Below are 20396 nucleotides of genomic sequence, written 5' to 3' on the forward strand. Positions count from 1 at the left end.
GACCAGCTCGCCGCCTCGACCTCGGCCACCCGCGCCAGCGAAGGCCTGCCTGACGGCAACAACTGGGCGGTCGGCGGTTATCGCACCGACCAGATTCTCGATTCGATTACCACCACCTCGACCGCCGGCAGCCGTAGCCGCCCGGGTTATCTGGTGGCCAACCATTTGCGCGCCGACCCGAATGCCCTGTACTACCTGTCGGGCGGCGGCAACGACTTCCTCCAGGGCCGCGTCACCAGCCTCGACCAGGCCAATGCAGCAGCTGGTCGCCTGGTCGACAGCGTGCAGACCCTGCAACAGGCCGGCGCCCGCTACATCATGGTCTGGCTGCTACCGGATATCGGCCTGACCCCGGCAATCAACGGCAGCCCGTTGCAAGGGTTCACCTCCCAACTCAGCGCCCAGTTCAACACCGAGTTGGTGCGGCAACTACAGACGGTCGATGCCGAAGTCATTCCCCTCAATATTCCCGTGCTCTTGAAGGAAAGCTTCGCCAACCCGGCACAGTTCGGCCTGGCCACCGATCAGAATCTCACCGCCACCTGCTTCAGTGGCAATGGCTGTACGGAAAACGCCCGCTATGGCATTCACAGCGCCACACCTGACCCGAGCAAGTTGATCTATAACGACTCGGTCCACCCCACCGAAGCCGGCCAGCGGCTGATCGCCGATTACGCTTACTCCCTGCTGGCAGCGCCCTGGGAAATAACCCTGCTCCCGGAAATGGCCCAGGGCACCCTGCGTGCGCACCAGGATGAGTTGCGCAACCAATGGCAGGCCGATTGGGAAAACTGGCAGGGCGTGGGTCAATGGCGGGCGATTGTCGCCGCGGGTGGCCAGCATCAGGACTTCGACAGCCAGCGCAGCGGCGCCAGTGCCGACGGCAACGGCTTCAACCTGAACATCGGTGGTAGCTACCGGCTCGACGAGGCCTGGCGAGTGGGCGTGCTGGCCGGCGCCTATCGGCAGAAGCTCGAAGCGGGCAGCAACGATTCGGACTACAAGCTCAACACCTACCTGGGCACCGCCTTCGTCCAGTACCAGCAAAACCGCTGGTGGGCCGACGCGGCGGCTACCGCCGGACACCTGGACTACGACAACCTCAAGCGCAAATTCGACCTGGGCCCCAACGAGCGCGGGGAAAAAGGCGACACCAGCGGCGACATCCTGGCCTTCAGCGCTCGCCTGGGCTACGACATCGCGCAGCAGGCCAGCAGCCCGTGGCACCTGTCGCCGTTCATCAGCGCCGACTACGCGCGGGCCAAGGTCGACGGTTACTCCGAGGACGGCAGCGACTCCACCGCCCTGACCTTCGATGACCAGAAACGCACCTCACGGCGTTTGGGCATCGGCCTGCAAGGCAAGTATCAGATCACCCAGCAAACCCAGGTGTTCGGCGAAATCGCCCACGAAAAGGAATACGAGGACGATACCCAGAAGCTGACCATGGCCCTCAACAGCCTGCCGGACAACAACTACACCCTCGAAGGCTATACCCCGCAGACCAACCTGAACCGCCTGAACCTCGGGGTCAGCCACAAGCTCACCCAGGACCTGGCCCTGCGTGCCAGCTACAACATCCGCAAGGACGATGACTTCACCCAGCAAGGTATCAACGTCGGGGTCAGTCTCGACTTCTAAAATCCCCTGCAGTCTCGGCAGCGGCTACGAGGTTTCCACCTGTAGCCGCTGCTTCGCGTCATCAGGCCCGACCGGACGCGAATCAGGTCATCCGCTGTCTCGGGTCCGGGTACGGCAGCACTTGTCGCAGATCCGCCTTATGCCTTGCCAGCGCTTCGCTGCCACCCATCGACAGGCCTGGGCTGCGTAGCAGGGTGGATTCGGCGCAAGTCACGTGAGGAACACAGTTGCTACGGCGTTCGCATCCGGTCCTCGTCAGACGCTTTGTTGCGACTTTTGATCAGGCTCAGCAGCACCGAAGCCAGGATGATTCCACCGACCACGGCCAGCGACCATTCCACCGGCATGTGCAGCCACGGCATCAGCGTCATCTTGGTGCCGATGAACACCAGCACGATCGCCAGGCCGTACTTGAGCAGGTGGAAGCGGTCGGCCATGTCGGCCAGCAGGAAGTACAGGGCGCGCAGGCCCATGATCGCGAAGATGTTCGAGGTGAACACAATGAACGGGTCGGTGGTGATGGCAAAGATCGCCGGGATGCTGTCGACCGCGAACATCAGGTCGCTGGCCTCGATCAGCACCAGCACCAGGAACATCGGCGTGGCCCAGCGCCGACCGTCTTGCAGCACAAAAAAGTGCTCGTCATGAAACCTTTTGGTGATGCGCAGATGGCCTTGTACCCAGCGTAACAAGGGGTTCCTGGCGAGGTCGGGCTGCTGGTGGGCGAAGAGCAGCATCTTGATCCCGGTGATGATCAGGAACACACCGAACGCATACAGCAGCCACGCGAACTGCGACACCAGCCACACGCCGGCGAAAATCATCGCCCCGCGCATCACGATTGCCCCGAGCACCCCGTACAGCAACACCCGGCGCTGCAACTCCGGCGGCACGGCAAAGTAGCCGAAAATCATCACGAAGATGAACATGTTGTCGATCGACAGCGACTGTTCGATCAGATAGCCGGTAAGGAATTCCAGGGTCTTGTGTCGTGCGATCTCAGGCCCGAACTCGGCTTCCAGGTACCACCAGAGCAATCCCGCGAAGACCACCGCCAGCGTGGACCAGGCAATCACCCAGGACGATGCCTCGCGCACCGATACGCGGTGCGCCTTGCGCCCGCCGAGGACAAACAGGTCCAAGGCCAGCATGGCAAGCACGAAGGCGATGAAGGCGAACCACATCCAGGGTTCGCCGATGTGCAGGGACTGCATGCCGTTCTCCCGGTCAGGGCTTTGTTCTGGAGCCGACAGGTCATGCTAGCGGGGAGCTTGCCATGAAGAAAAATCGATTATTCCTGGGCCATGGTTCGTTATTTACGAAGTGTCGCGGATGCGTTCGGCTTATGCCCTGGTTTATTCGATAACGGTATTTAAAAATTTATCTGATAGCGCTTTAGATTATATGGCCGGTCAACTGGATCCATTCTTAAAACAGAATCGATGATCGCCACCGTCCGCCGCACGGATCGCTCGTCTGCATGCCAGGCGTTGTTCGCCCTGGTTTTGGCGTCAAGGAGAGCGGTATGGGGAGCTACACAAAACACCTTCTGTCCACGGCGATCGTCTCGGCCAATGTGCTGGGCGCCGTGCTCTGGAGTGGCGGCGCAGGGGCCGCGCAGGTCACGGAAGACAGCGACACAGCGGCCCGGCTGGATACGGTGATCGTCACCGGCACCCGGGCCCAGGAGCGCACCGCCAGCGCGTCGCTGTCACCCATCGATGTGATTGCCGGCGAGAGCCTGCGCAGTTCCGGTTCCAGCGAACTGGCCACGGTGCTGGCCAAGCTGATCCCGTCGATCAATTTCCCGCGTCCGAGCCTGGTGGATGGCGCCGAGCTGACCCGCCCGGCGCAGTTGCGCGGGTTGTCGCCGGACCAGGTGCTGGTGCTGGTGAACGGCAAGCGCCGCCACACCTCGGCCTTCGTCAACCTCGGCGGCGCAGTGGGGCGCGGCTCGGCGCCGGCGGACCTGAACGCGATCCCGCTGTCGGCCATCGACCATATCGAGGTGCTGCGCGATGGCGCCTCGGCGCGTTATGGCTCGGACGCTATTGCCGGGGTGATCAACATCATCTTGAAGAGCGCCGACCACGGCGGCTCGATATCCACTAAATACGGGCAGTACAAGAAGGGCGACGGCATTCAGCGCCAGGTCGCCGGCAACAGCGGTTTTGCCCTGGGGGACAACGGCTTTGTCAGCCTGTCCGGCGAGGGCGCGAACAACGACTACACCGACCGCGCCGGCAAAGACTTCCGACCCGCCAGCGTCGGCTCCACCACCTACGGCCAGCATGTGTTCCGCCAGGGCGAACCGGAAACCGAGGAGGGCAAGTTCCAGTTCAACTCGGCCTACAGCTTCAACGATGCCGCCGAGCTGTATGGCTTCGGCGGCTACAGCAAGCGCCGGGGCGAAACCGCGGCCTTCTATCGCGCCAGCAATGCCTCGAACAACAACCCGGTGCTGCACCCCAACGGTTACCTGCCGCTGATCAACGGCACCCTGCAAGACACCAGCCTGGTGCTCGGCCTGCGTGGCGAGCTGCTGGACAACTGGCACTACGACCTGTCGGCCAACTACGGCAAGAACACCTATGAACTGCGGACCAAGACCATCAACACCTCGCTGGGCCTGGACACCCCGCACGCGTTCGACAACGGCACCCTGACCAACGACCAGCGGCAACTGAGCCTGGACCTGTCGCGGGAGTTCAGCCTGGGCTGGCTGCCTTACCCGGTGTCGGTGGCTTTCGGTACCGAGTACTTGCACCAGGGGTATCAGATCGAGGCCGGGCAGCCCGAGTCCTACTACCAGACCGGCAGTTCCGGGCTGGGCGGTTTCCGCGATTCGGACGCCGGCAGCTCGTCGCGCCACAACTTCGCCCAGTACCTGGACCTGGAGACCCACTTCACCGACAAGCTGGCGGTGTCGGCGGCGGTGCGGCATGAGGACTACAGCGACTTCGGTTCCAACGTCAGCGGCTCGCTCTCGGCGCGCTACGACTTCACCCCGCGGGTGGCCTTGCGCGGCAGTGTCTCCACGGGCTTTCGCGCGCCGTCCCTGGCGCAGCAGAACTTCACCTTCACGTCGTCGCAACTGATCGGCAACACGATTCAGGAATCCGGCACCTTCGCCGCGGACAGCCAGGTCGCCAGGCTGCTGGGGGCGGAAGACCTCAAGGCGGAAAAATCGCGCAACTACAGCCTGGGCCTGGTGCTCGAACCGCTGGACAACCTGACGGTCACCGCCGACCTGTACCACATCGATATCCGCGACCGGGTGTCGCTGTCGTCGAACCTGGTGCTGAATAACACCGCGATCGATTACCTCAAGGCCAACGGCGTCGGCAACATCAACTACACCAGCGCGCGCTACTTCACCAACGCCACCGACACCAGCACCGACGGCGTGGACCTGGTGGCCAACTATCGCTACCGGCTGGACAACGGCATCCGCTGGAACAGTACGCTCGGCTACAACTACAACCACACCAAGGTCACCGATGTGAAAGCCAACCCGGCGATCCTCGATCAACTGGGGGTCAACCTGGTGCGGGTCGACCGGCGCGAGCGCATCGGCCTCTTGGGCGACACCACGCCGCAGCACAAGCTGAGCCTGGCCAACGACTTCAACTACGGCAACTGGGCGCTGCACAGCAACCTGGTGCGTTACGGCGAGTTCACCAGCTACCAGGCGGACAAGGTCAACGACCAGACCTTCAGCGCCGCCTGGCTGCTGGACCTGGCGGTCGACTACAAGCTGCAGAACTGGCTGTTCACCCTGGGCGGCGACAACGTCACCGACAAATACCCGGAGAAGGTCAACGCCTACTCCTCCAGCGGCGGCAACCTGGCGTACAGCACCTTCTCGCCCTACGGCTACAGTGGCGCGTTCTACTACGCCAAGGTTGCCTATAGCTGGTAGGACTTAGCGGGCAGGGTGCAAGGCGCTGTCCAAAGGGCCCGGCGGGTGTCGGGCCCCGTGGGGATTGGCCGTGGCGCGTCGTGACGGCATCGGCCAGCCCGTCCGATGATCGGGTAAGGAAAGTTCTCCAGATCAATGGGCAGTTCCTCTTGGGCGAGATGCTTGTCATAAGAATCTTTCTTCATTTTGCTTGGCAAAATTCTTATGAAAATTATGGAAAGTGGAAAATCTCTTTGAGATTTATCCTATTTAGACTGTTCGGTCCGCCACGTAATATCTGTTCACATTTTTTATCTTTTGTTTTTATTTTTTCAGGAGAATCCCTTGTTCAGGAGTCGTGGGTTCAACCCATTGCCGGTGTTTTTAATAGTGGCGGGCAGTTTTTTCTCCCCGTACTCATTCGCTGCTCTTACGGATGTCTGCGTTCCTTCGGGCTCTGCTTCTGTCATTGTTCCTTTTTCCACCTCGCTGGTTGTTCAGAAGGACGTTCCAATTGGCGGCGTACTGGGATCTGCCGAGGTTAAAACCTTTATAAGTTGTGATAACCGTTACTTCCCAACCGGCGCATATGCCCAGTACTTCAAGTCGTCTGCCAATTCGGCGGTTGGAGTGAGTAATGGAGTATTGAAAACGAGCCATGCCGGGATTGGATTGAGATGGACTATGTCAGGCCCCTCTGGAAGCTATTCGTTTAGTGGTACTGCTCTTAATAGTAAAAGTCCCATCGCCAATTTTAGCTTTCCCTATAGGGGTGGGGTTAAATATTACACTCTTGAACATAAGTTCGAATGGATCAAGTTGGGGGATGTTTCCACGGGAAATTTTTACTTCCCGGATATTTCAGTGATGACCGCTCCAGACTCCATGTTTGGTGGGCTTTATGATAAGAAACTGAATACATTTCAATTTCCAACGATCAAGGTTACGGTGCCTTCCTGCTTCCTGACCCAGGACAGCGTTCAGGTCAATATGGGCAGGGTGAATGCAAGCAATTTTCGTGGTCAGGGAAGTGTCACGCCATCGAAAAACTTTTCGATCGACCTATTGTGCAGTTCAAGTGCAATACTCACCATGACGCTGGATAACACCCATCAGGTCAGCGGCTACCCGGGTACCATCAAGTTGTCGTCTTCGCCGCAGTCGGCGAAGGGGATTGGTATCCAGCTACTCAACGCTTCTACAGGGAATCTTGCACCCATGCTGCTGGGGCAAGCCCAGTTCATGGGAACGATAGTTGCAGGTCTCAACCCGATAAAGTTGGCGGCCAGGTATATTCAAACGAGCAGTCAGGTTTCAGGTGGCAAGGCCGATGGCACACTGACTTTTGTCTTTAGTTATCTTTGAATGATGAGTTTCTTTTTTATATCGATAGTGTTCGGAGTTTGAGTTTATTGCCTGCCGGGCCATCGTGAACTCGTCGTTGCAAGTTCGCAGTCATTGAGGCATTTGCAGCGGCGGGGCTGTTCCAGGGCAGGACAGCACCGCGCCATAACGGCATAAGCCAGCACCTTTGATTATTGGACAGGCCAAGTTTGCCCGGTCGATGCTGCGGGTCCTCTGACCCAGGAGCTGTCACAAGGAGCTTTCCATGCCTGCCCAACGCCAACTCAAGCTGGGCGCTTTCATGCGCCCGGTCAGCATTCACACCGGCGCCTGGCGCTACCCGGGCGCCTATCGCGACGCCAACTTCAACTTCGCCCACCTCAAGCGTTTCGCCCAGACCCTTGAGCGGGCGCGCTTCGATGCGTTTTTCATGGCCGACCACCTGGCCTTGCTCAACATGCCCATCGACGCCTTGAAGCGCAGCCATACCGCCACCTCGTTCGAACCCTTCACCCTGTTGTCCGCCCTCAGCCAGGCCACCGAACACATCGGCCTGGTGGCGACGGCTTCGACCACCTATGACGAACCGTTTCATATCGCCCGGCGTTTCGCTTCCCTCGACCACCTGAGCAACGGCCGCGCCGGCTGGAATATCGTCACCACCGCCAACCCCGATGCCGCGCTGAACTTCGGCCTGGAGCAGGCCTTCGCCCATGACCAGCGTTATGCCCGGGCGCGGGAGTTCTATGAGGTGGTCACCGGGCTCTGGGACAGCTGGGCGGACGACGCCTTTGTGCGCGATGCCGACAGCGGGGTGTATTTCGACCCGGACAAGCTGCACCGCCTCGACCATGCCGGCCGCCACCTGAACGTCCGCGGACCGCTGCACATCGCGCGCCCGGTGCAGGGCTGGCCGGTGATCGTGCAGGCCGGCGCGTCGGAGCCCGGGCGCCAGCTGGCCGCGGAAACCGCGGAGGTGATTTTTGTCGCCCCGGGCACGCTGGAGGAGGGCCGCTCGTTTTATGCCGATATCAAGCGGCGCATGGTCGCCGTCGGCCGCGACCCCGAGCATTTGAAGATCCTGCCCGGGGCCTTTGTGGTGGTCGGTGATACCCAGGAGGAAGCACGGCGGATTCGCGCGCACCTCGACAGCCTGGTGCACTACGAGAGCGCGATTGCCTCGCTGTCCATCGCCCTGGGCACCGACGCGACGAAGTTCGATCCGGACGCGTTCCTGCCGCCGATCCCCGAAACCAACGCCAGCCAGAGCGCCCGCGAGCGCGTATTGGCGCTGGCCGACCGCGAACAGCTGACAGTCCGCCAACTGGCCCAGCGCCTCGGTGGATACGCCGGCCTGTCGTTCGTCGGCACCGCGCGGAGCATCGCCGACGACATGCAGCAATGGCTGGAGACCCACGGCAGCGACGGATTCAACATCATGTTTTCCTGGCTGCCGGGCGGCCTCGACGACTTCGTCGCCAAGGTCATTCCCGAATTGCAGGGGCGGGGGATTTTCCGCCGCGAATACGAGGGGGCTACGTTACGCGAAAACCTCGGGCTGCCGCGGCCGGCGAACCGGTTTTTTACCTGAGCTTTTATCCCCGCACCAGGCTGCGCTTGATCCACTCATACAGCTCGACGCCTTCGGTGGAGAGTTCGCTGTTGGCGCGGCGGCACAGGTAATACTGACGTCCGTCGTCGACCTCCAGGTCGAACAGTTTCACCAGCTCGCCGCTGGCCACATGGGGCGCCACCAGCGGCTCGCGCAGCAATGAGCAGCCGAGGCCGGTGAGGGTGGCGGTCAGGGCCAGCTGGCCGTCTTCCAGCAGCAGGCCGTTGAGCGCGGTGGCGTGGCGCACCTCGGCGGCCTGCAGCCACTGGCCCCAGGTGCCGCGTTCCTCGTCGTGCAGCAGCGGCAGTTCGCTCAGGGCCTGGGGGCTGTCGATGGGGCCGTGCCGTTCGAGAAAGGCGCGGCTGCAATAGGGCGTGACCGCCCCGGAAATCAGCGGCTCGCTGTGATACCCCGGCCAGTGCCCGGTGCCGAAGCGGATCGACAGGTCCGCCGCGTCGCTGGGGTAGCTGCGGTGGTTGGCGTAAGTGACGTTGATGTCCAGCTCCGGATGGTCCCGCAAAAACTCCGCCAGGCGCGGAATGAACAGGTTGATGCCGAACAGCGGGATCAGGCTGATGGTGACCTGGCGCGTGGCGCTTTTTTCCCGCACATGCTCGGTGGCGCTGCGCAGCACGGCGAAGGCCGAGCGGATCGCCCGGTAATACTCGCGGCCTTCCTCGGTGAGGATCAGGTTGCGGCCCTGGCGCAAGGTCAACGGCTGCTGCAGGAAGCTTTCCAGCAGGTGCAACTGATGGCTGACCGCGGAGGGGGAGACGTCCAGCTCGCGGGCGGCGGCGTTCACCCCGCCATGGCGGGCGAAGGCTTCGAAGGTGCGTACGGCACGCAGTGGAGGGTCATTGGCTAACTGTTCTAAATTATTCATGTGTTGAATTAAATACCAAGATATTTGAGAAATAAAGGGTCGTAGCTGCCGTATTTGTGGCGGTTATAGCGTTTCTTTTATTTCGCATAACCATATGAATTTCTGATATTTGATAAAAATAGAATAAATAATTAGTGTGCCGCGTTCTTGCTTTCCGGTCGGCGCGCGGTGCGGTCCGACCCTTGGTACATGGGGTTGATGGTTTTCATGGATGCCTTTATCCAGCAACTGCTCAATGGCTTGATGTCGGGCAGTCTCTACGCGCTCGTGGCCCTGGGTTACACCATGGTCTACGGCATCCTGCGGATCATCAACTTCGCCCATGGCGACGTGTTGATGATTGGCGCCCTGATCGGGTTGTCGGTGATTCGCCTGTTGCAGGCCGCCTGGCCCGAATTGCCCGCGGTGCTGGTCCTGCTGCTGGCTACCCTGATCGCCATGGCCTGCTGCGCCTTGCTCGCGGTGCTGATCGAACGGGTCGCCTACCGGCGCCTGCGCCATGCGCCGCGCCTGGCCCCGCTGATCAGCGGCATCGGCGTGTCGCTGCTGCTGCAAACCGCCGCCATGCTGGTGTGGACGCGCAACCCGCAGATGTTCCCGCAATTGCTGCCGCTGGAGCCGATCGAGGTGCTGACCGGCACTTCCGGGCATGGCGCGGTCACCAATGCCACCGCCCTGACCACCATCGGCATCGCCCTGGCGGTGATGCTGGCGCTGCTGGTGCTGGTGGAGCGCAGCCGCTTTGGCCGGGCCATGCGCGCGGTCGCCGAGAACCCTCAGGTCGCGAGCCTGATGGGCATCAACCCCAACCGCATCATCGTGCTGACCTTCGCCATCGGCGGCGCCCTGGCCGCGCTCGCCGGCATCATGATGGCCAGCAACTACGGCAGCGCGCATTTCTACATGGGCTTCCTGCCAGGGATCAAAGCCTTCACCGCCGCGGTGCTGGGGGGCATCGGCAACCTCAAGGGGGCGATGCTCGGCGGCCTGCTGCTGGGGCTGATCGAAGCCTTGGGCACCGGCTACCTGGGAACGGCCACCGGCGGCGTGTTCGGTAGCAACTATCAGGATGTGTTCGCCTTTATCGTGCTGATCGCGGTGCTGGTGTTGCGTCCTTCGGGGATTCTTGGCGAACGACTGGCGAGCCGCGCATGACACTCACTACCGCACTGGCAACACCTTCCAGCACCCGCGCCCACTTCGGCCTGCTGCTGTTCACCCTGGCCCTGGTCCTGGCGCCCTGGGTGGTCGGCCATGCGGGCGGTAACACCTGGGTCCGGACCCTGGATTTCGCGCTGCTCTACATCATGCTGGCCCTGGGGCTGAACATCGTGGTCGGTTACGCCGGGCTGCTGGACATGGGCTTTATCGCCTTCTACGCGGTGGGCGCCTACCTCGCGGCGCTGCTGTCCTCGCCGCACCTGCTGGCGCAGTTCCCGGCCCTGGCGGCGGTCCTGCCGGAAGGTTTGCATACCTCGATCTGGCTGATCCTGCCCCTGGCCGCGCTGCTGGCGGCCGGCTGCGGCCTGGTGCTGGGGGCGCCGACCCTGCGCCTGCGCGGCGACTACCTGGCCATCGTCACCCTGGGTTTTGGCGAGATCATTCGCATCCTGCTGCGTAACCTCGACCGGCCGGTGAACCTCACCAACGGCCCCAAGGGCATTGCCCAGGTCGACCCGGTGCACCTGCTGGGGATCAACCTCGGCCGCAGCCAGGAGTTGTTCGGCCTGCGCCTGCCGTCGGTCTACCTGTACTACTACCTGTTCGCCGCGTTGGTGCTGCTGATCCTGTTCGCCTGTATCCGCCTCCAGCGTTCGCGCATCGGTCGCGCTTGGATGGCGATTCGCGAGGACGAGGACGCGGCGCAAGCCATGGGCCTGGATACCCGGCGCCTGAAGCTGCTGGCGTTTGCCATAGGCGCTGCCTTCGGCGGTATCAGCGGCGCGCTGTTCGCTTCCTTCCAGGGCTTCGTGTCGCCGGAGTCTTTCACCCTCAACGAGTCGATTGCCGTGCTGGCCATGGTGGTGCTGGGCGGCATGGGCCATATCCCTGGAGTGATCCTCGGCTGCGTGCTGCTGGCGGCCTTGCCGGAAGCCCTGCGCGCGAGCATGGGCCCGTTGCAGCAGGCGTTGTTCGGCCAGGTGCTGCTGGACCCGGAAATCATCCGCCAGCTGTTCTACGGGCTGGCGCTGATCCTGGCCATGCTCTATCGGCCCGCGGGCCTGTGGCCGGCGCCGGCGGGAGGTGCGCGATGAACCAGCCGTTGTTGCGGATCGCAGGGGTGAACAAGCACTTCGGTGGGGTCGCCGCGCTGAGCGATGTCAGCCTGAGCATCCAGCCCGGGGAAATCTACGGCTTGATCGGCCCCAATGGCGCCGGCAAGACCACCTTCTTCAATGTCATGACCGGCCTCTACAGCGCTGACTCCGGAAGTTTTCAGCTCGATGGCCAGGCCTATCGGCCCACGGCGGTGCACCGGGTGGCCCGGGCCGGTATCGCCCGGACCTTCCAGAACATCCGCCTGTTCAACGCCATGAGCGCGCTGGAGAACGTCATGGTCGGGCGCCATGTGCGCACCCGCAACGGCCTCTGGGCCGCCTTGAGCCGGCATCGCCGGGCCCGCGAGGAAGAAGCCCGGACCCGCGAGCAGGCCTGTCGCCTGCTGGAATACGTGGGCCTGGCCGGCTTCGCCGACTACCGTGCCGACAGCCTGTCCTACGGCCATCAGCGGCGCCTGGAAATCGCCCGCGCCCTGGCGACCGAACCGCTGCTGCTGGCCCTCGACGAGCCGGCGGCGGGGATGAACGCCAGCGAGAAAGTGCAACTGCGCGGCCTGCTGGAAAAAATCCGCGGCGATGGCCACAGCCTGTTGCTGATCGAGCACGACGTGAAACTGGTGATGGGGGTATGCGACCGCATCAGCGTGCTGGACTACGGGCGGGTGATCGCCGAGGGCGCGCCAGAGCAGGTGCGTCGCCATCCGGCAGTGATTCAAGCCTACCTGGGAGCCAGCGCCGATGTCTGAGCCACTGTTGAAAATCGACGGCTTGCAGGTGCGCTACGGCGCCATCGAAGCGGTCAAGTCCCTGGACCTGCGGATCGCCGAGGGTGAGCGGGTGACCCTGATCGGCGCCAACGGCGCGGGCAAGACTTCCAGCCTCAAGGCGCTCACCGGGTTGCTGCCGGCGGCCCGGGGGCAGATCCATTTCGCCGGGCGTCCGGTGCTCGGCCTGGCGCCCCATGAACTGCTACGCCAGGGTATCGCCATGGTCCCGGAAGGGCGCGGCATCTTCGCCCGCATGACGGTGCTGGAAAACCTCCAGGCCGGGGCCTTCCTGCGCCGTGACCGGGCCCAGGTCAACCGCGAGATCCGCCAGCTGTTCGAGCACTTTCCACGCCTGGAAGAACGCCTGCAGCAGTGCGCCGGGCTGCTCTCCGGCGGCGAGCAGCAGATGCTCGCCCTGGCCCGGGCGCTGCTGGCCCGGCCGCGCCTGCTGGTGCTGGACGAGCCCTCCATGGGGCTGGCGCCGATCATGGTGGAGAAGCTGTTCCAGGTCATCGACGACGTCTGCCGCCAGGGCATGACCCTGTTGCTGGTGGAGCAGAACGCCCGGCTGGCCTTGCAGGTCACCGACCGCGCCTACGTGATGGACACCGGCCGCATCAGCCTGAGCGGCGCCTCGCGCGATCTGCTCGACGACCCGGAGGTGCGCGCGGCGTACCTCGGGGAATGAATCAACCACTGACGCTACCGGACGCCCGGCGTGTTCCGACAAGCCCGTACAGGCCAGACATGGCCTGCCTGAAACAGGAAATACCGATGAAGACTTCCGCTCCATTCAAACGTGCCGTACTCCTGGGCCTGGCGCTGAGCAGCCTGGCCAGCGCCGGGGCCCAGGCCGAGCAACAGGTGCTGATCGGCCTCGCCGGGCCGCTGACCGGGCCCTCGGCGCGGATCGGCAAGGATCTGGAAAACGGCGCGCAACTGGCCATCGACCAGGCCAACGCCCGCCACCCGCAGATCAATGGCGAGGCGGTGACTTACAAGCTGGTCTCCGAAGACGATCAGTCCGATCCACGCACGGCGGTCTCGGTGGCCCAGCGCCTGGTCGACGCCGAGGTGGTCGGGGTGGTCGGCCACTGGAACACCGGCACCAGCATTCCCGCAGCGCGGGTCTACCACGACGCCGGGATCGCCCAGGTGGCGCCGGTCGCCACCGGCCATGCCTACACCCAGCAGGGTTTCGACAGCAGTTTCCGGATCATGGGCCATGACGACGATGGCGGCCGGGTCGCCGGCGACTATGCGTTGAATAGCCTCAAGGCCCGGCGCATCGCGGTGATCGACGATCGCACCGCCTTCGGCCAGGGTCTGGCGGACCAGTTCGCCAAGGCCGTCGAGGCCGGTGGCGCCAGCGTGGTGGCGCGCGAGTATGTGGACGACAAGACCATCGATTTCAGCGCGGTGCTGACCAATATCCGCAGCCAGAACCCCGACCTGATTTTCTTCGGCGGCGTCGACTCCCAGGCCGCGCCATTGGCCCGGCGCATCAAGCAACTGGGGATCAAGGCCCCGCTGATGGGCGCCGGTGGGTTTGTCAGCCAGACCTTCCTGCAACTGGCGCAAAACGAAGGCGAGGGCGTGATTGCCCTGGAGCCGGGCCTGGCGGTGGCGCAGATGCCTGGCGGCAAGGCCTTCGAGCAGGCGTACCAGCAACGCTTCAAACACGGCATCGAACTGCATGCGCCATTCGCCTATGACGGCGTCGGCGTGCTGATCGCGGCGATCGAGAAAGCCGGCTCGACCGATCCCCGGCAATACCTGCCGGTGCTGCGCGCCAGCAATTATCCGGGGGTGACCGGCACCATCGCCTTCGATGCCCAGGGCAACCTGAAGAACCCATCGTTCACCGTCTACCAGGTCAAGGCTGGCCAGTGGCAGCCGGTGAGCGTGGCGGGTGGCGAACCGGCGCAATAAGGCTAAGGCCAATCATCGGGCGGGCCCTGTGGCTCGCCCGGTTCCGTGGAGCTGATGGAGGCACACAATGAGCAAACTGCAAGGTGAACTGGGCATCCTCGCCCGGCGGCGGATCGAAGCGGAAATCATCAAGCCGATCTACGACATCCTGGTGCGCGAGCACGGCCAGGCCCATGCCGCGGCGGTGATAGGCGAGGCCGTGGGCAATGCGGCGATCCAGGCCGGCCGGCATTTCGCCGCCCTGGAGGAAAACGGCGCCGACCTCAAGAGCTTCGTCGAGCTGCAGGTGCTCTGGGAGCAGGACGACGCGCTGAAGGTCGAGATCATCGCCAGCGACGCCGAGCACTACGACTATGACGTCAAACGCTGCCGCTACGCCGAGATGTACCACGAGATGGGCCTGGGCGAGATCGGCCACCTGCTGTCGTGCAACCGCGACGAGCTGTTTATCGTCGGCTACAACCCGGACATTGAACTGACCCGCACCCAGACCATCATGGGCGGCGCGCCGCGCTGCGATTTCCGCTACCGGGCCAAGCCCCAGGAGCCGCGCTCATGAGTCTTCAGGCACGGGTCAATGGCGAGCGCCTGTGGGCCTCGCTGATGGAGATGGCGCAGATCGGCGCCACCGCCAAGGGTGGGGTCACGCGGTTGGCGCTGAGCGATGAGGACCGGCGCGGCCGCGATCTGTTCGTGGCCTGGGCTGAAGCCGCAGGGTGCACGATCCGCATCGATGCCATGGGCAATATCTTTGCCCGGCGCGCCGGGCGCAACGATGAGCTGGCGCCGGTGCTGACCGGCTCCCACGGCGATTCCCAGCCGGCGGGCGGCAAGTTCGATGGCATCTACGGCGTGCTGGCCGGGCTGGAAGTGCTGCGCACCCTCAACGACCTCGGGATCGAGACCGAGCGGCCGATCGAGGTGGTCAACTGGACCAACGAAGAAGGCTCGCGCTTCGCCCCGGCGATGATTGCCTCGGGGGTGTATGCCGGGGTCTTCGACCTGGAGTACGGCCTGTCGCGAGTCGATGCCGAGGGCGTCAGCATCGGCGAGGCGCTGCAACGCATCGGTTACGCCGGCACTCATCCGGTGGGCGGCCAGGCGGTGCACGCGGCGTTCGAGCTGCACATCGAGCAGGGCCCGATCCTCGAAGCCCAGGGCCTGACCATCGGCGTGGTCAGCGGGGCCCAGGGCCAGCGCTGGTATGAAGTCGAACTGCTGGGCCGCAGCGCCCATGCCGGGACCACGCCCATGGACCATCGGCTGGATGCCGTGCTCGGGTTCGCCCGGGTGGTGGAGGCGGTCAACCAGCTGGGCCTGGAGCAGGGCGCCGAGGGCCGGGCTACGGTGGGCATGGCCAATCTCTTTCCCAACTCGCGCAACGTGGTGCCCGGGCGGGTGTTTTTCAGCGTCGAGTTCCGCCACCCGGACGAGGCGGTGCTGGCCCGTCAGGACCAGCAGCTGCGCGAGGCGGTGGCCCAGATTGCCGAGCGGATCGGCCTGCAGCACAGCGTCAAGCAGATCTTCCAGTACGCGCCCATCGCCTTCGACCGCGACTGCGTCGAGGTGGTCCGCGCCGCCAGCGCAGCCCTGGGCCACAGCCACCGGCCGATGATCTCCGGGGCCGGGCACGACGCCTGCTACCTGAACCGCGTGGCGCCCACGGCGATGATCTTCGTGCCCTGCGTGGACGGCCTCAGCCACAACGAAGCCGAAGCGATCCACCCCCATTGGGCCACGGCCGGCGCCGATGTGTTGTTGCAGTCGATCCTGGCCAAGGCGGGGAACTGAATCCACGGCAGGCTGCGCAGCACTCCAGCAAGCCTGGGGAGAAATACCGCCTGCGGCGCAGCCATTGCGGCTGCGCCAGGCTTCTGCAGAATGTGTTGCAACCCGCGATGACACGGATGACAATGCGAGTCATTATCAGTCGCGAATTATTCCATCGTCATGCCCGCCAACGACCTGTCCTTACGCAGTGCTGTCAACGATCTGTATTGTGACCACCACGGCTGGCTCCAGGGCTGGCTGCGCAAGCGCCTGGGCAACGCCTTCGATGCCGCGGACCTGACCCAGGACACCTTCGTCCGGGTGATCAAGGCCCGCTCCGCGCTGGATATCCGCGAGCCGCGTTCGTACCTGTCGATGATTGCCAAGGGGCTGCTGATCGATCTGTTTCGCCGGCGTTCGCTGGAGCAGGCCTACCTTGACGTGCTGGCCGCGATGCCCGAAGCCTTGCAGCCATCGCCGGAGGAACAGGCAATCCTGTTCCAGGCGCTGATGGAAATCGACCGCCTGCTGCAAGGGCTGGGGCCGCGGGTCAAGCAGACCTTTATCCTGTCGCAGTTCAATGGCCTGACCTATCCGCAAATCGCCGAGCAGCTGGGTGTCAGCGTGCGCACGGTGAACAACCACATGGCCAAGGCCATGGAGCATTGCTGCCTGATGCAGATCCAGTTGCAACTCGCATGAGCCTGCCTGCCGAGGAAGTGAAGGCCATCGGTGTCGCGGCGCGCTGGTATGCCCGCTTGCATTCCGGCACGGCGACCGACGCCGATCGGGCCGCCTGGGACAGCTGGCTGGCGGCCGATCCAGTGAATCGCCAGGCCTGGCAACGCATGGCCGCAGTGGCCGAGCAGATGGCCAGCGTGCCGGGCGCCCTGGCGGCACCGACCTTGAGCAAGGCCGGCAACAGTTCCCGGCGCCAGGTGCTGCGCAGCGCCTTGCTGTTGACCTGTGCCGGCACCCTGGGCTGGCTGGGCTGGCGCAGCCAGGCTGCGCAGAACCTGATGTGCGACTACCGCACCCGGGTCGGCGAGCGCCGCGAGTTCCGCCTGGCGGATGGTAGCCGCCTGCTGCTCAATACCGACACTTCGGTCAACCTGCGCTTCGATGGGCGCCAGCGGGTGCTGGAGCTGCTGTGGGGCGAGATCCTTGTCAGTACCGCGCCTGATCCATTGCAGCGCCCGTTCAAGGTGGTCACCCGCCACGCCGAGGTGCTGGCGCTGGGCACGCGTTTTATCGTCCGTAGCCAGCCCGGCGGTGGCGAGGTGGCGGTGCTGGAAAAGGCGGTGGAGGTCAGTGTGCCGGGCAGCGGTTCGGCGATGCGCGTCGAGGCCGGCAAGCGGGTGGCGTTCAACGAGCGCAGCCTGGGCATGCAACGCGGCAACGATGTCTCGGTGGGCGCCTGGCAGCAGGGCAGCATCATCGCCATCGACCGTCCCTTGGCTGTGCTGCTCAACGACCTGTCGCGCTATCGTCCCGGCGTGCTGCGTTGGGACCCGGCCATCGGCGACCTGAAGGTCTCCGGGGTCTTTCCCATCGATGACACCGACCTCGCGCTGGCGGCGCTGGAGAGCGGATTTGCCCTGCGCGTGACCCGCTACAGCCGTTTCTGGGTCCAGGTCGCCCGGGCCGATTCGCGCTGACAATCGCCCTTGGATAAAAAAATTTCCGGCGCCTGCACTTTTCGGCCGCACCGTTCGGCTCATCCCTCAGTGAGTTGTCATTGACCGTTTTGGGGGAGGGAGCATGTCTCGGGTGAACGCGCCAGGTCGTCTGGCGAATGCAGTGAAAGTCGCGTTGTTGGCAACCAGCATGGCCAGCGCCTGCTCGGCGAATGCCGACCCGGCCGCAGGGGCCGCGGCGCAGCAGAGCCAGGTCCGCGCCTATGACATCGGCGCCGGCAGCCTGGTGGATGTGCTGACCCGTTTCTCCAGCGCCGCCGGGGCGGCGATTTCCTTTGATGCGCGCCAGACCCAGGGCCGGCAATCGCCCGGGCTCAAGGGCCAGTTCGGGGTCGACGAAGGTTTCGCGCGGATTCTGCGCGGCAGTGGCCTGCGCGCCGAGCCCCAGGCCAACGGCAGCTATGTGCTGCGCGCGGTGCCGGTGCTCGGCTCGGCGCTGGAACTGGGCGCCACCAACATCAACGGCCAGCTGCTGGGCGCGACCACCGAGGGCAGCGGTTCCTACACCACCGGGGCGGTGACCATCGGCAAGGGCGAGCACTCGCTGCGGGAAACCCCGCAATCGGTGACGGTGATGACCCGCAAGATGCTCGACGACCAGAACCTGCACAGCATCGACCAGGTCATGGAAAAGACCCCGGGCATCACCGTCTACGACTCGACCATGGGCGGCAAGTATTTCTATTCCCGCGGCTTTCGCATGTCGGGCCAGTATCAGTACGACGGCGTGCCGCTGGACATGGGCAACCAGTATGTCCAGGCCGACAGCTTCAGCGGCGACATGGCCTATTACGACCGGGTGGAAATCCTCCGTGGCGCGGCGGGGATGATGAAGGGCGCGGGCGGCACCGCCGGCGGGGTGAACTTCGTGCGCAAGCGTGGCCAGGGCACCCCGCAGACCGAGGTCACGCTGTCCGGCGGCAGCTGGGACAACTACCGCGGGCAGGTCGACACCGGCGGTCCGCTCAACGAGTCCGGCACCCTGCGTGGCCGCGCGGTGGTGGCCGAGCAGAGCCGGCATTACTTCATCGACGACGCCAGTCGCAAGGACCAGGTGTATTACGGCGCGCTCGACTTCGACCTGAGCCCCGACACGACCCTCGGCCTGGGCATCGCCTATGAAGACGTCGACGCCAACCCGTGCTGGGGCGGCCTGCCGCGCTACAAGGACGGCAGCGACCTGAAGCTCGGCCGCTCGACCTGCCTCGACCCGTCCTGGAACACCTGGCGCAGCAAGCGCACCACGGTGTTCGGCGACCTCAAGCACCAGCTCAACGACGACTGGGCGCTGAAGGTCGCCGGCGTCTATACCAAGAACACCCAGGACATCAAATATGCCTTCGCTTCCGGCGCGGTGACGCCCGGCATCGACACCACCGGCATGCTCGGCAGCATGTACGACTACGACCAGGTCGATTACGGCCTCGATGCCTACCTGGACGGCAAGTTCAACGCGTTCGGCCTGCAGCATGAGCTGGTGGTGGGGGTCAACGGCAGTCGCGCGGACAAGGACGATTTCTTCTCGGTGGCCTTCCTGCCGCAGCGGCAGAACGTGTTCAACCCGGACCGGCATATCCCGAAACCGGACGACAGTTACTTCATCGAGAACTCGACCCGTGGTGGCCCGGTGAAGACCGTCACCGAACAGCGTGGCCTGTACTCGACCCTGCGCCTCAAGCTGGCGGAGCCCCTGACCTTTGTCGTCGGCGGCCGGGTCAGTTGGTACCGCTCGAAAAGCGACTCGGTGTTCCTCAGCTCGGGCACCTCGGAGCACGCCAGGAGCACCGAGACCGGCCAGGTCACGCCCTTTGCCGGCCTGTTGCTGGACCTCAACGACAACCTGACTGCCTATGCCAGCTACGCGGAAATCTTCACGCCCCAGGGCAACTACCGCTCGCAAAGCGGCTCGGCGCTCAAGCCGCTGGTGGGGGAAAGCTATGAGCTGGGGATCAAGGGCGAATGGTTCGAAGGACGCCTGAACAGCTCCTTCAACCTGTTCCAGACCGTGCAGAAGGACCAGGCGCAGACCGACTACAACTCCAGTTGCGCGTCATCGGACGGCTACTGCTACCTGAACTCCAGCAAGGTCCGCGCCCAGGGCTTCGAAGCCGAGATCAGCGGCGAAGTCATCGAGCGCCTGCAACTGCTGGCCGGCTACACCTACACCCAGACCAAGACCCTCGACGACATCGACAGCGGCCTCAACGGCGCCGCCTTCAACAGCTACGTGCCGCGCCATGTGCTGCGCCTGTGGGGCGACTACGCCCTCGACGGCGCGTTCGAGCGCTTCAACATCGGTGCCGGGGTCAACGCGCAAAGCGACAACTTCCGGGTCTCGCAGGCCAATGGCGAAAAAATCACCCAGGCCGGCTACGCGGTATGGAACGGCCGCATCGGCTACCGCATCGACGACACCTGGTCGCTGGCGCTCAACGGCAACAACCTGTTCGACAAGCGCTACTACACCACCATCGGCACCGAAAGCTTCGGCAACTACTACGGCGACCCACGCAACTTCACCATGACCCTCAAGGCGCAGTTCTGAACCGGTCAGCCAATAAAAAAACGCC

At 63.9% G+C, this 20396-nt stretch carries 16 protein-coding genes; 14 read left to right on the forward strand and 2 right to left on the reverse strand.

The features are described from left to right. Window positions 1-1641, forward strand: a 1641-nt coding sequence (gene estP / locus PVZ78_RS21855) for an esterase EstP (RefSeq protein ID WP_273828555.1), incomplete at its 5' end; no start/stop codon positions are given. 230 nt (window positions 1642-1871) lie between these two features. On the opposite strand, the gene PVZ78_RS21860 is transcribed toward estP, so the two are convergent. Continuing rightward, window positions 1872-2855 (reverse strand): TerC family protein, encoded by a 984-nt coding sequence (locus tag PVZ78_RS21860; RefSeq protein WP_110175736.1) that lies wholly within the window; start codon window positions 2853-2855, stop codon window positions 1872-1874. A gap of 311 nt (window positions 2856-3166) precedes the next feature. Between PVZ78_RS21860 and PVZ78_RS21865 the strand changes: the two genes are divergently transcribed. The 3 genes from PVZ78_RS21865 to PVZ78_RS21875 all read left to right on the forward strand — a co-directional run bounded on the left by PVZ78_RS21865 (window position 3167) and on the right by PVZ78_RS21875 (window position 8477). Beyond that, window positions 3167-5563 carry a TonB-dependent receptor plug domain-containing protein gene (locus tag PVZ78_RS21865; RefSeq protein WP_273829249.1) on the forward strand — a complete coding sequence of 799 codons (2397 nt, stop codon included), beginning with the start codon at window positions 3167-3169 and terminating at the stop codon, window positions 5561-5563. Between the two features lie 324 nt (window positions 5564-5887). Further along, window positions 5888-6907: a fimbrial protein gene (locus PVZ78_RS21870; RefSeq protein ID WP_273829250.1), complete on the forward strand. Its 1020-nt coding sequence runs from the start codon at window positions 5888-5890 to the stop codon at window positions 6905-6907. A gap of 244 nt (window positions 6908-7151) precedes the next feature. Beyond that, window positions 7152-8477, forward strand: a complete 1326-nt coding sequence (locus PVZ78_RS21875; RefSeq protein ID WP_273829251.1) for an LLM class flavin-dependent oxidoreductase — start codon at window positions 7152-7154, stop codon at window positions 8475-8477. A 4-nt stretch (window positions 8478-8481) separates the two neighbouring features. Here PVZ78_RS21875 and PVZ78_RS21880 read toward each other — a convergent pair whose 3' ends face one another. After that, window positions 8482-9381: a LysR substrate-binding domain-containing protein gene (locus PVZ78_RS21880; protein ID WP_009049486.1), complete on the reverse strand. Its 900-nt coding sequence runs from the start codon at window positions 9379-9381 to the stop codon at window positions 8482-8484. A gap of 207 nt (window positions 9382-9588) precedes the next feature. On the opposite strand from PVZ78_RS21880, the gene PVZ78_RS21885 reads away from it, so the two are divergent. The 10 genes from PVZ78_RS21885 to PVZ78_RS21930 all read left to right on the forward strand — a co-directional run bounded on the left by PVZ78_RS21885 (window position 9589) and on the right by PVZ78_RS21930 (window position 20371). Next, window positions 9589-10536 (forward strand): branched-chain amino acid ABC transporter permease, encoded by a 948-nt coding sequence (locus PVZ78_RS21885; RefSeq protein ID WP_273829252.1) that lies wholly within the window; start codon window positions 9589-9591, stop codon window positions 10534-10536. After that, a complete protein-coding gene (locus tag PVZ78_RS21890) occupies window positions 10533-11636 on the forward strand; it encodes an ABC transporter permease subunit (protein ID WP_041989363.1) in 1104 nt (367 codons plus the stop codon). Before PVZ78_RS21885 ends, PVZ78_RS21890 begins: the two co-directional genes overlap by 4 nt. After that, window positions 11633-12406, forward strand: coding sequence for an ABC transporter ATP-binding protein (locus tag PVZ78_RS21895; protein WP_038633193.1), 774 nt, complete (start codon window positions 11633-11635; stop codon window positions 12404-12406). Before PVZ78_RS21890 ends, PVZ78_RS21895 begins: the two co-directional genes overlap by 4 nt. Further along, window positions 12399-13115, forward strand: a complete 717-nt coding sequence (locus PVZ78_RS21900) for an ABC transporter ATP-binding protein (protein ID WP_273829253.1) — start codon at window positions 12399-12401, stop codon at window positions 13113-13115. The genes PVZ78_RS21895 and PVZ78_RS21900 overlap by 8 nt, the downstream gene beginning before the upstream one ends. Before the next feature lie 86 nt (window positions 13116-13201). Next, window positions 13202-14359 (forward strand): branched-chain amino acid ABC transporter substrate-binding protein, encoded by a 1158-nt coding sequence (locus tag PVZ78_RS21905; RefSeq protein ID WP_273829254.1) that lies wholly within the window; start codon window positions 13202-13204, stop codon window positions 14357-14359. A gap of 67 nt (window positions 14360-14426) precedes the next feature. Further along, complete coding sequence (locus tag PVZ78_RS21910; RefSeq protein WP_009049480.1) at window positions 14427-14918, forward strand: L-2-amino-thiazoline-4-carboxylic acid hydrolase; 492 nt, start codon at window positions 14427-14429, stop codon at window positions 14916-14918. Beyond that, the gene (locus PVZ78_RS21915; RefSeq protein WP_273829255.1) at window positions 14915-16150 is read left to right on the forward strand and encodes a M20 family metallo-hydrolase; all 1236 of its coding nucleotides are present in this window, start codon (window positions 14915-14917) and stop codon (window positions 16148-16150) included. Before PVZ78_RS21910 ends, PVZ78_RS21915 begins: the two co-directional genes overlap by 4 nt. Window positions 16151-16309: 159 nt before the next feature. After that, window positions 16310-16831 carry a sigma-70 family RNA polymerase sigma factor gene (locus PVZ78_RS21920; RefSeq protein ID WP_028682719.1) on the forward strand — a complete coding sequence of 174 codons (522 nt, stop codon included), beginning with the start codon at window positions 16310-16312 and terminating at the stop codon, window positions 16829-16831. Then, window positions 16828-17787 carry a FecR domain-containing protein gene (locus PVZ78_RS21925; RefSeq protein ID WP_273829256.1) on the forward strand — a complete coding sequence of 320 codons (960 nt, stop codon included), beginning with the start codon at window positions 16828-16830 and terminating at the stop codon, window positions 17785-17787. Before PVZ78_RS21920 ends, PVZ78_RS21925 begins: the two co-directional genes overlap by 4 nt. Window positions 17788-17890: 103 nt before the next feature. Beyond that, window positions 17891-20371, forward strand: coding sequence for a TonB-dependent siderophore receptor (locus PVZ78_RS21930; protein ID WP_029526288.1), 2481 nt, complete (start codon window positions 17891-17893; stop codon window positions 20369-20371). The last annotated feature ends 25 nt before the right edge of the window (window positions 20372-20396 follow it).

Source organism: Pseudomonas sp. SBT1-2 (assembly GCF_028640875.1).
Taxonomy (GTDB): Bacteria; Pseudomonadota; Gammaproteobacteria; order Pseudomonadales; family Pseudomonadaceae; genus Aquipseudomonas; species Aquipseudomonas chlororaphis_I.

Bases quoted from the DNA above. Each gene is read 5' to 3' on its own strand.
- PVZ78_RS21860 (WP_110175736.1), bottom strand. From the start codon at position 2,855: ATGCAGTCCCTGCACATCGGCGAACCCTGGATGTGGTTCGCCTTCATC.
- PVZ78_RS21865 (WP_273829249.1), top strand. From the start codon at position 3,167: ATGGGGAGCTACACAAAACACCTTCTGTCCACGGCGATCGTCTCGGCC.
- PVZ78_RS21875 (WP_273829251.1), top strand. From the start codon at position 7,152: ATGCCTGCCCAACGCCAACTCAAGCTGGGCGCTTTCATGCGCCCGGTC.
- PVZ78_RS21880 (WP_009049486.1), bottom strand. From the start codon at position 9,381: ATGAATAATTTAGAACAGTTAGCCAATGACCCTCCACTGCGTGCCGTA.
- PVZ78_RS21885 (WP_273829252.1), top strand. From the start codon at position 9,589: ATGGATGCCTTTATCCAGCAACTGCTCAATGGCTTGATGTCGGGCAGT.
- PVZ78_RS21890 (WP_041989363.1), top strand. From the start codon at position 10,533: ATGACACTCACTACCGCACTGGCAACACCTTCCAGCACCCGCGCCCAC.
- PVZ78_RS21895 (WP_038633193.1), top strand. From the start codon at position 11,633: ATGAACCAGCCGTTGTTGCGGATCGCAGGGGTGAACAAGCACTTCGGT.
- PVZ78_RS21900 (WP_273829253.1), top strand. From the start codon at position 12,399: ATGTCTGAGCCACTGTTGAAAATCGACGGCTTGCAGGTGCGCTACGGC.
- PVZ78_RS21905 (WP_273829254.1), top strand. From the start codon at position 13,202: ATGAAGACTTCCGCTCCATTCAAACGTGCCGTACTCCTGGGCCTGGCG.
- PVZ78_RS21910 (WP_009049480.1), top strand. From the start codon at position 14,427: ATGAGCAAACTGCAAGGTGAACTGGGCATCCTCGCCCGGCGGCGGATC.
- PVZ78_RS21915 (WP_273829255.1), top strand. From the start codon at position 14,915: ATGAGTCTTCAGGCACGGGTCAATGGCGAGCGCCTGTGGGCCTCGCTG.
- PVZ78_RS21920 (WP_028682719.1), top strand. From the start codon at position 16,310: ATGCCCGCCAACGACCTGTCCTTACGCAGTGCTGTCAACGATCTGTAT.
- PVZ78_RS21925 (WP_273829256.1), top strand. From the start codon at position 16,828: ATGAGCCTGCCTGCCGAGGAAGTGAAGGCCATCGGTGTCGCGGCGCGC.
- PVZ78_RS21930 (WP_029526288.1), top strand. From the start codon at position 17,891: ATGTCTCGGGTGAACGCGCCAGGTCGTCTGGCGAATGCAGTGAAAGTC.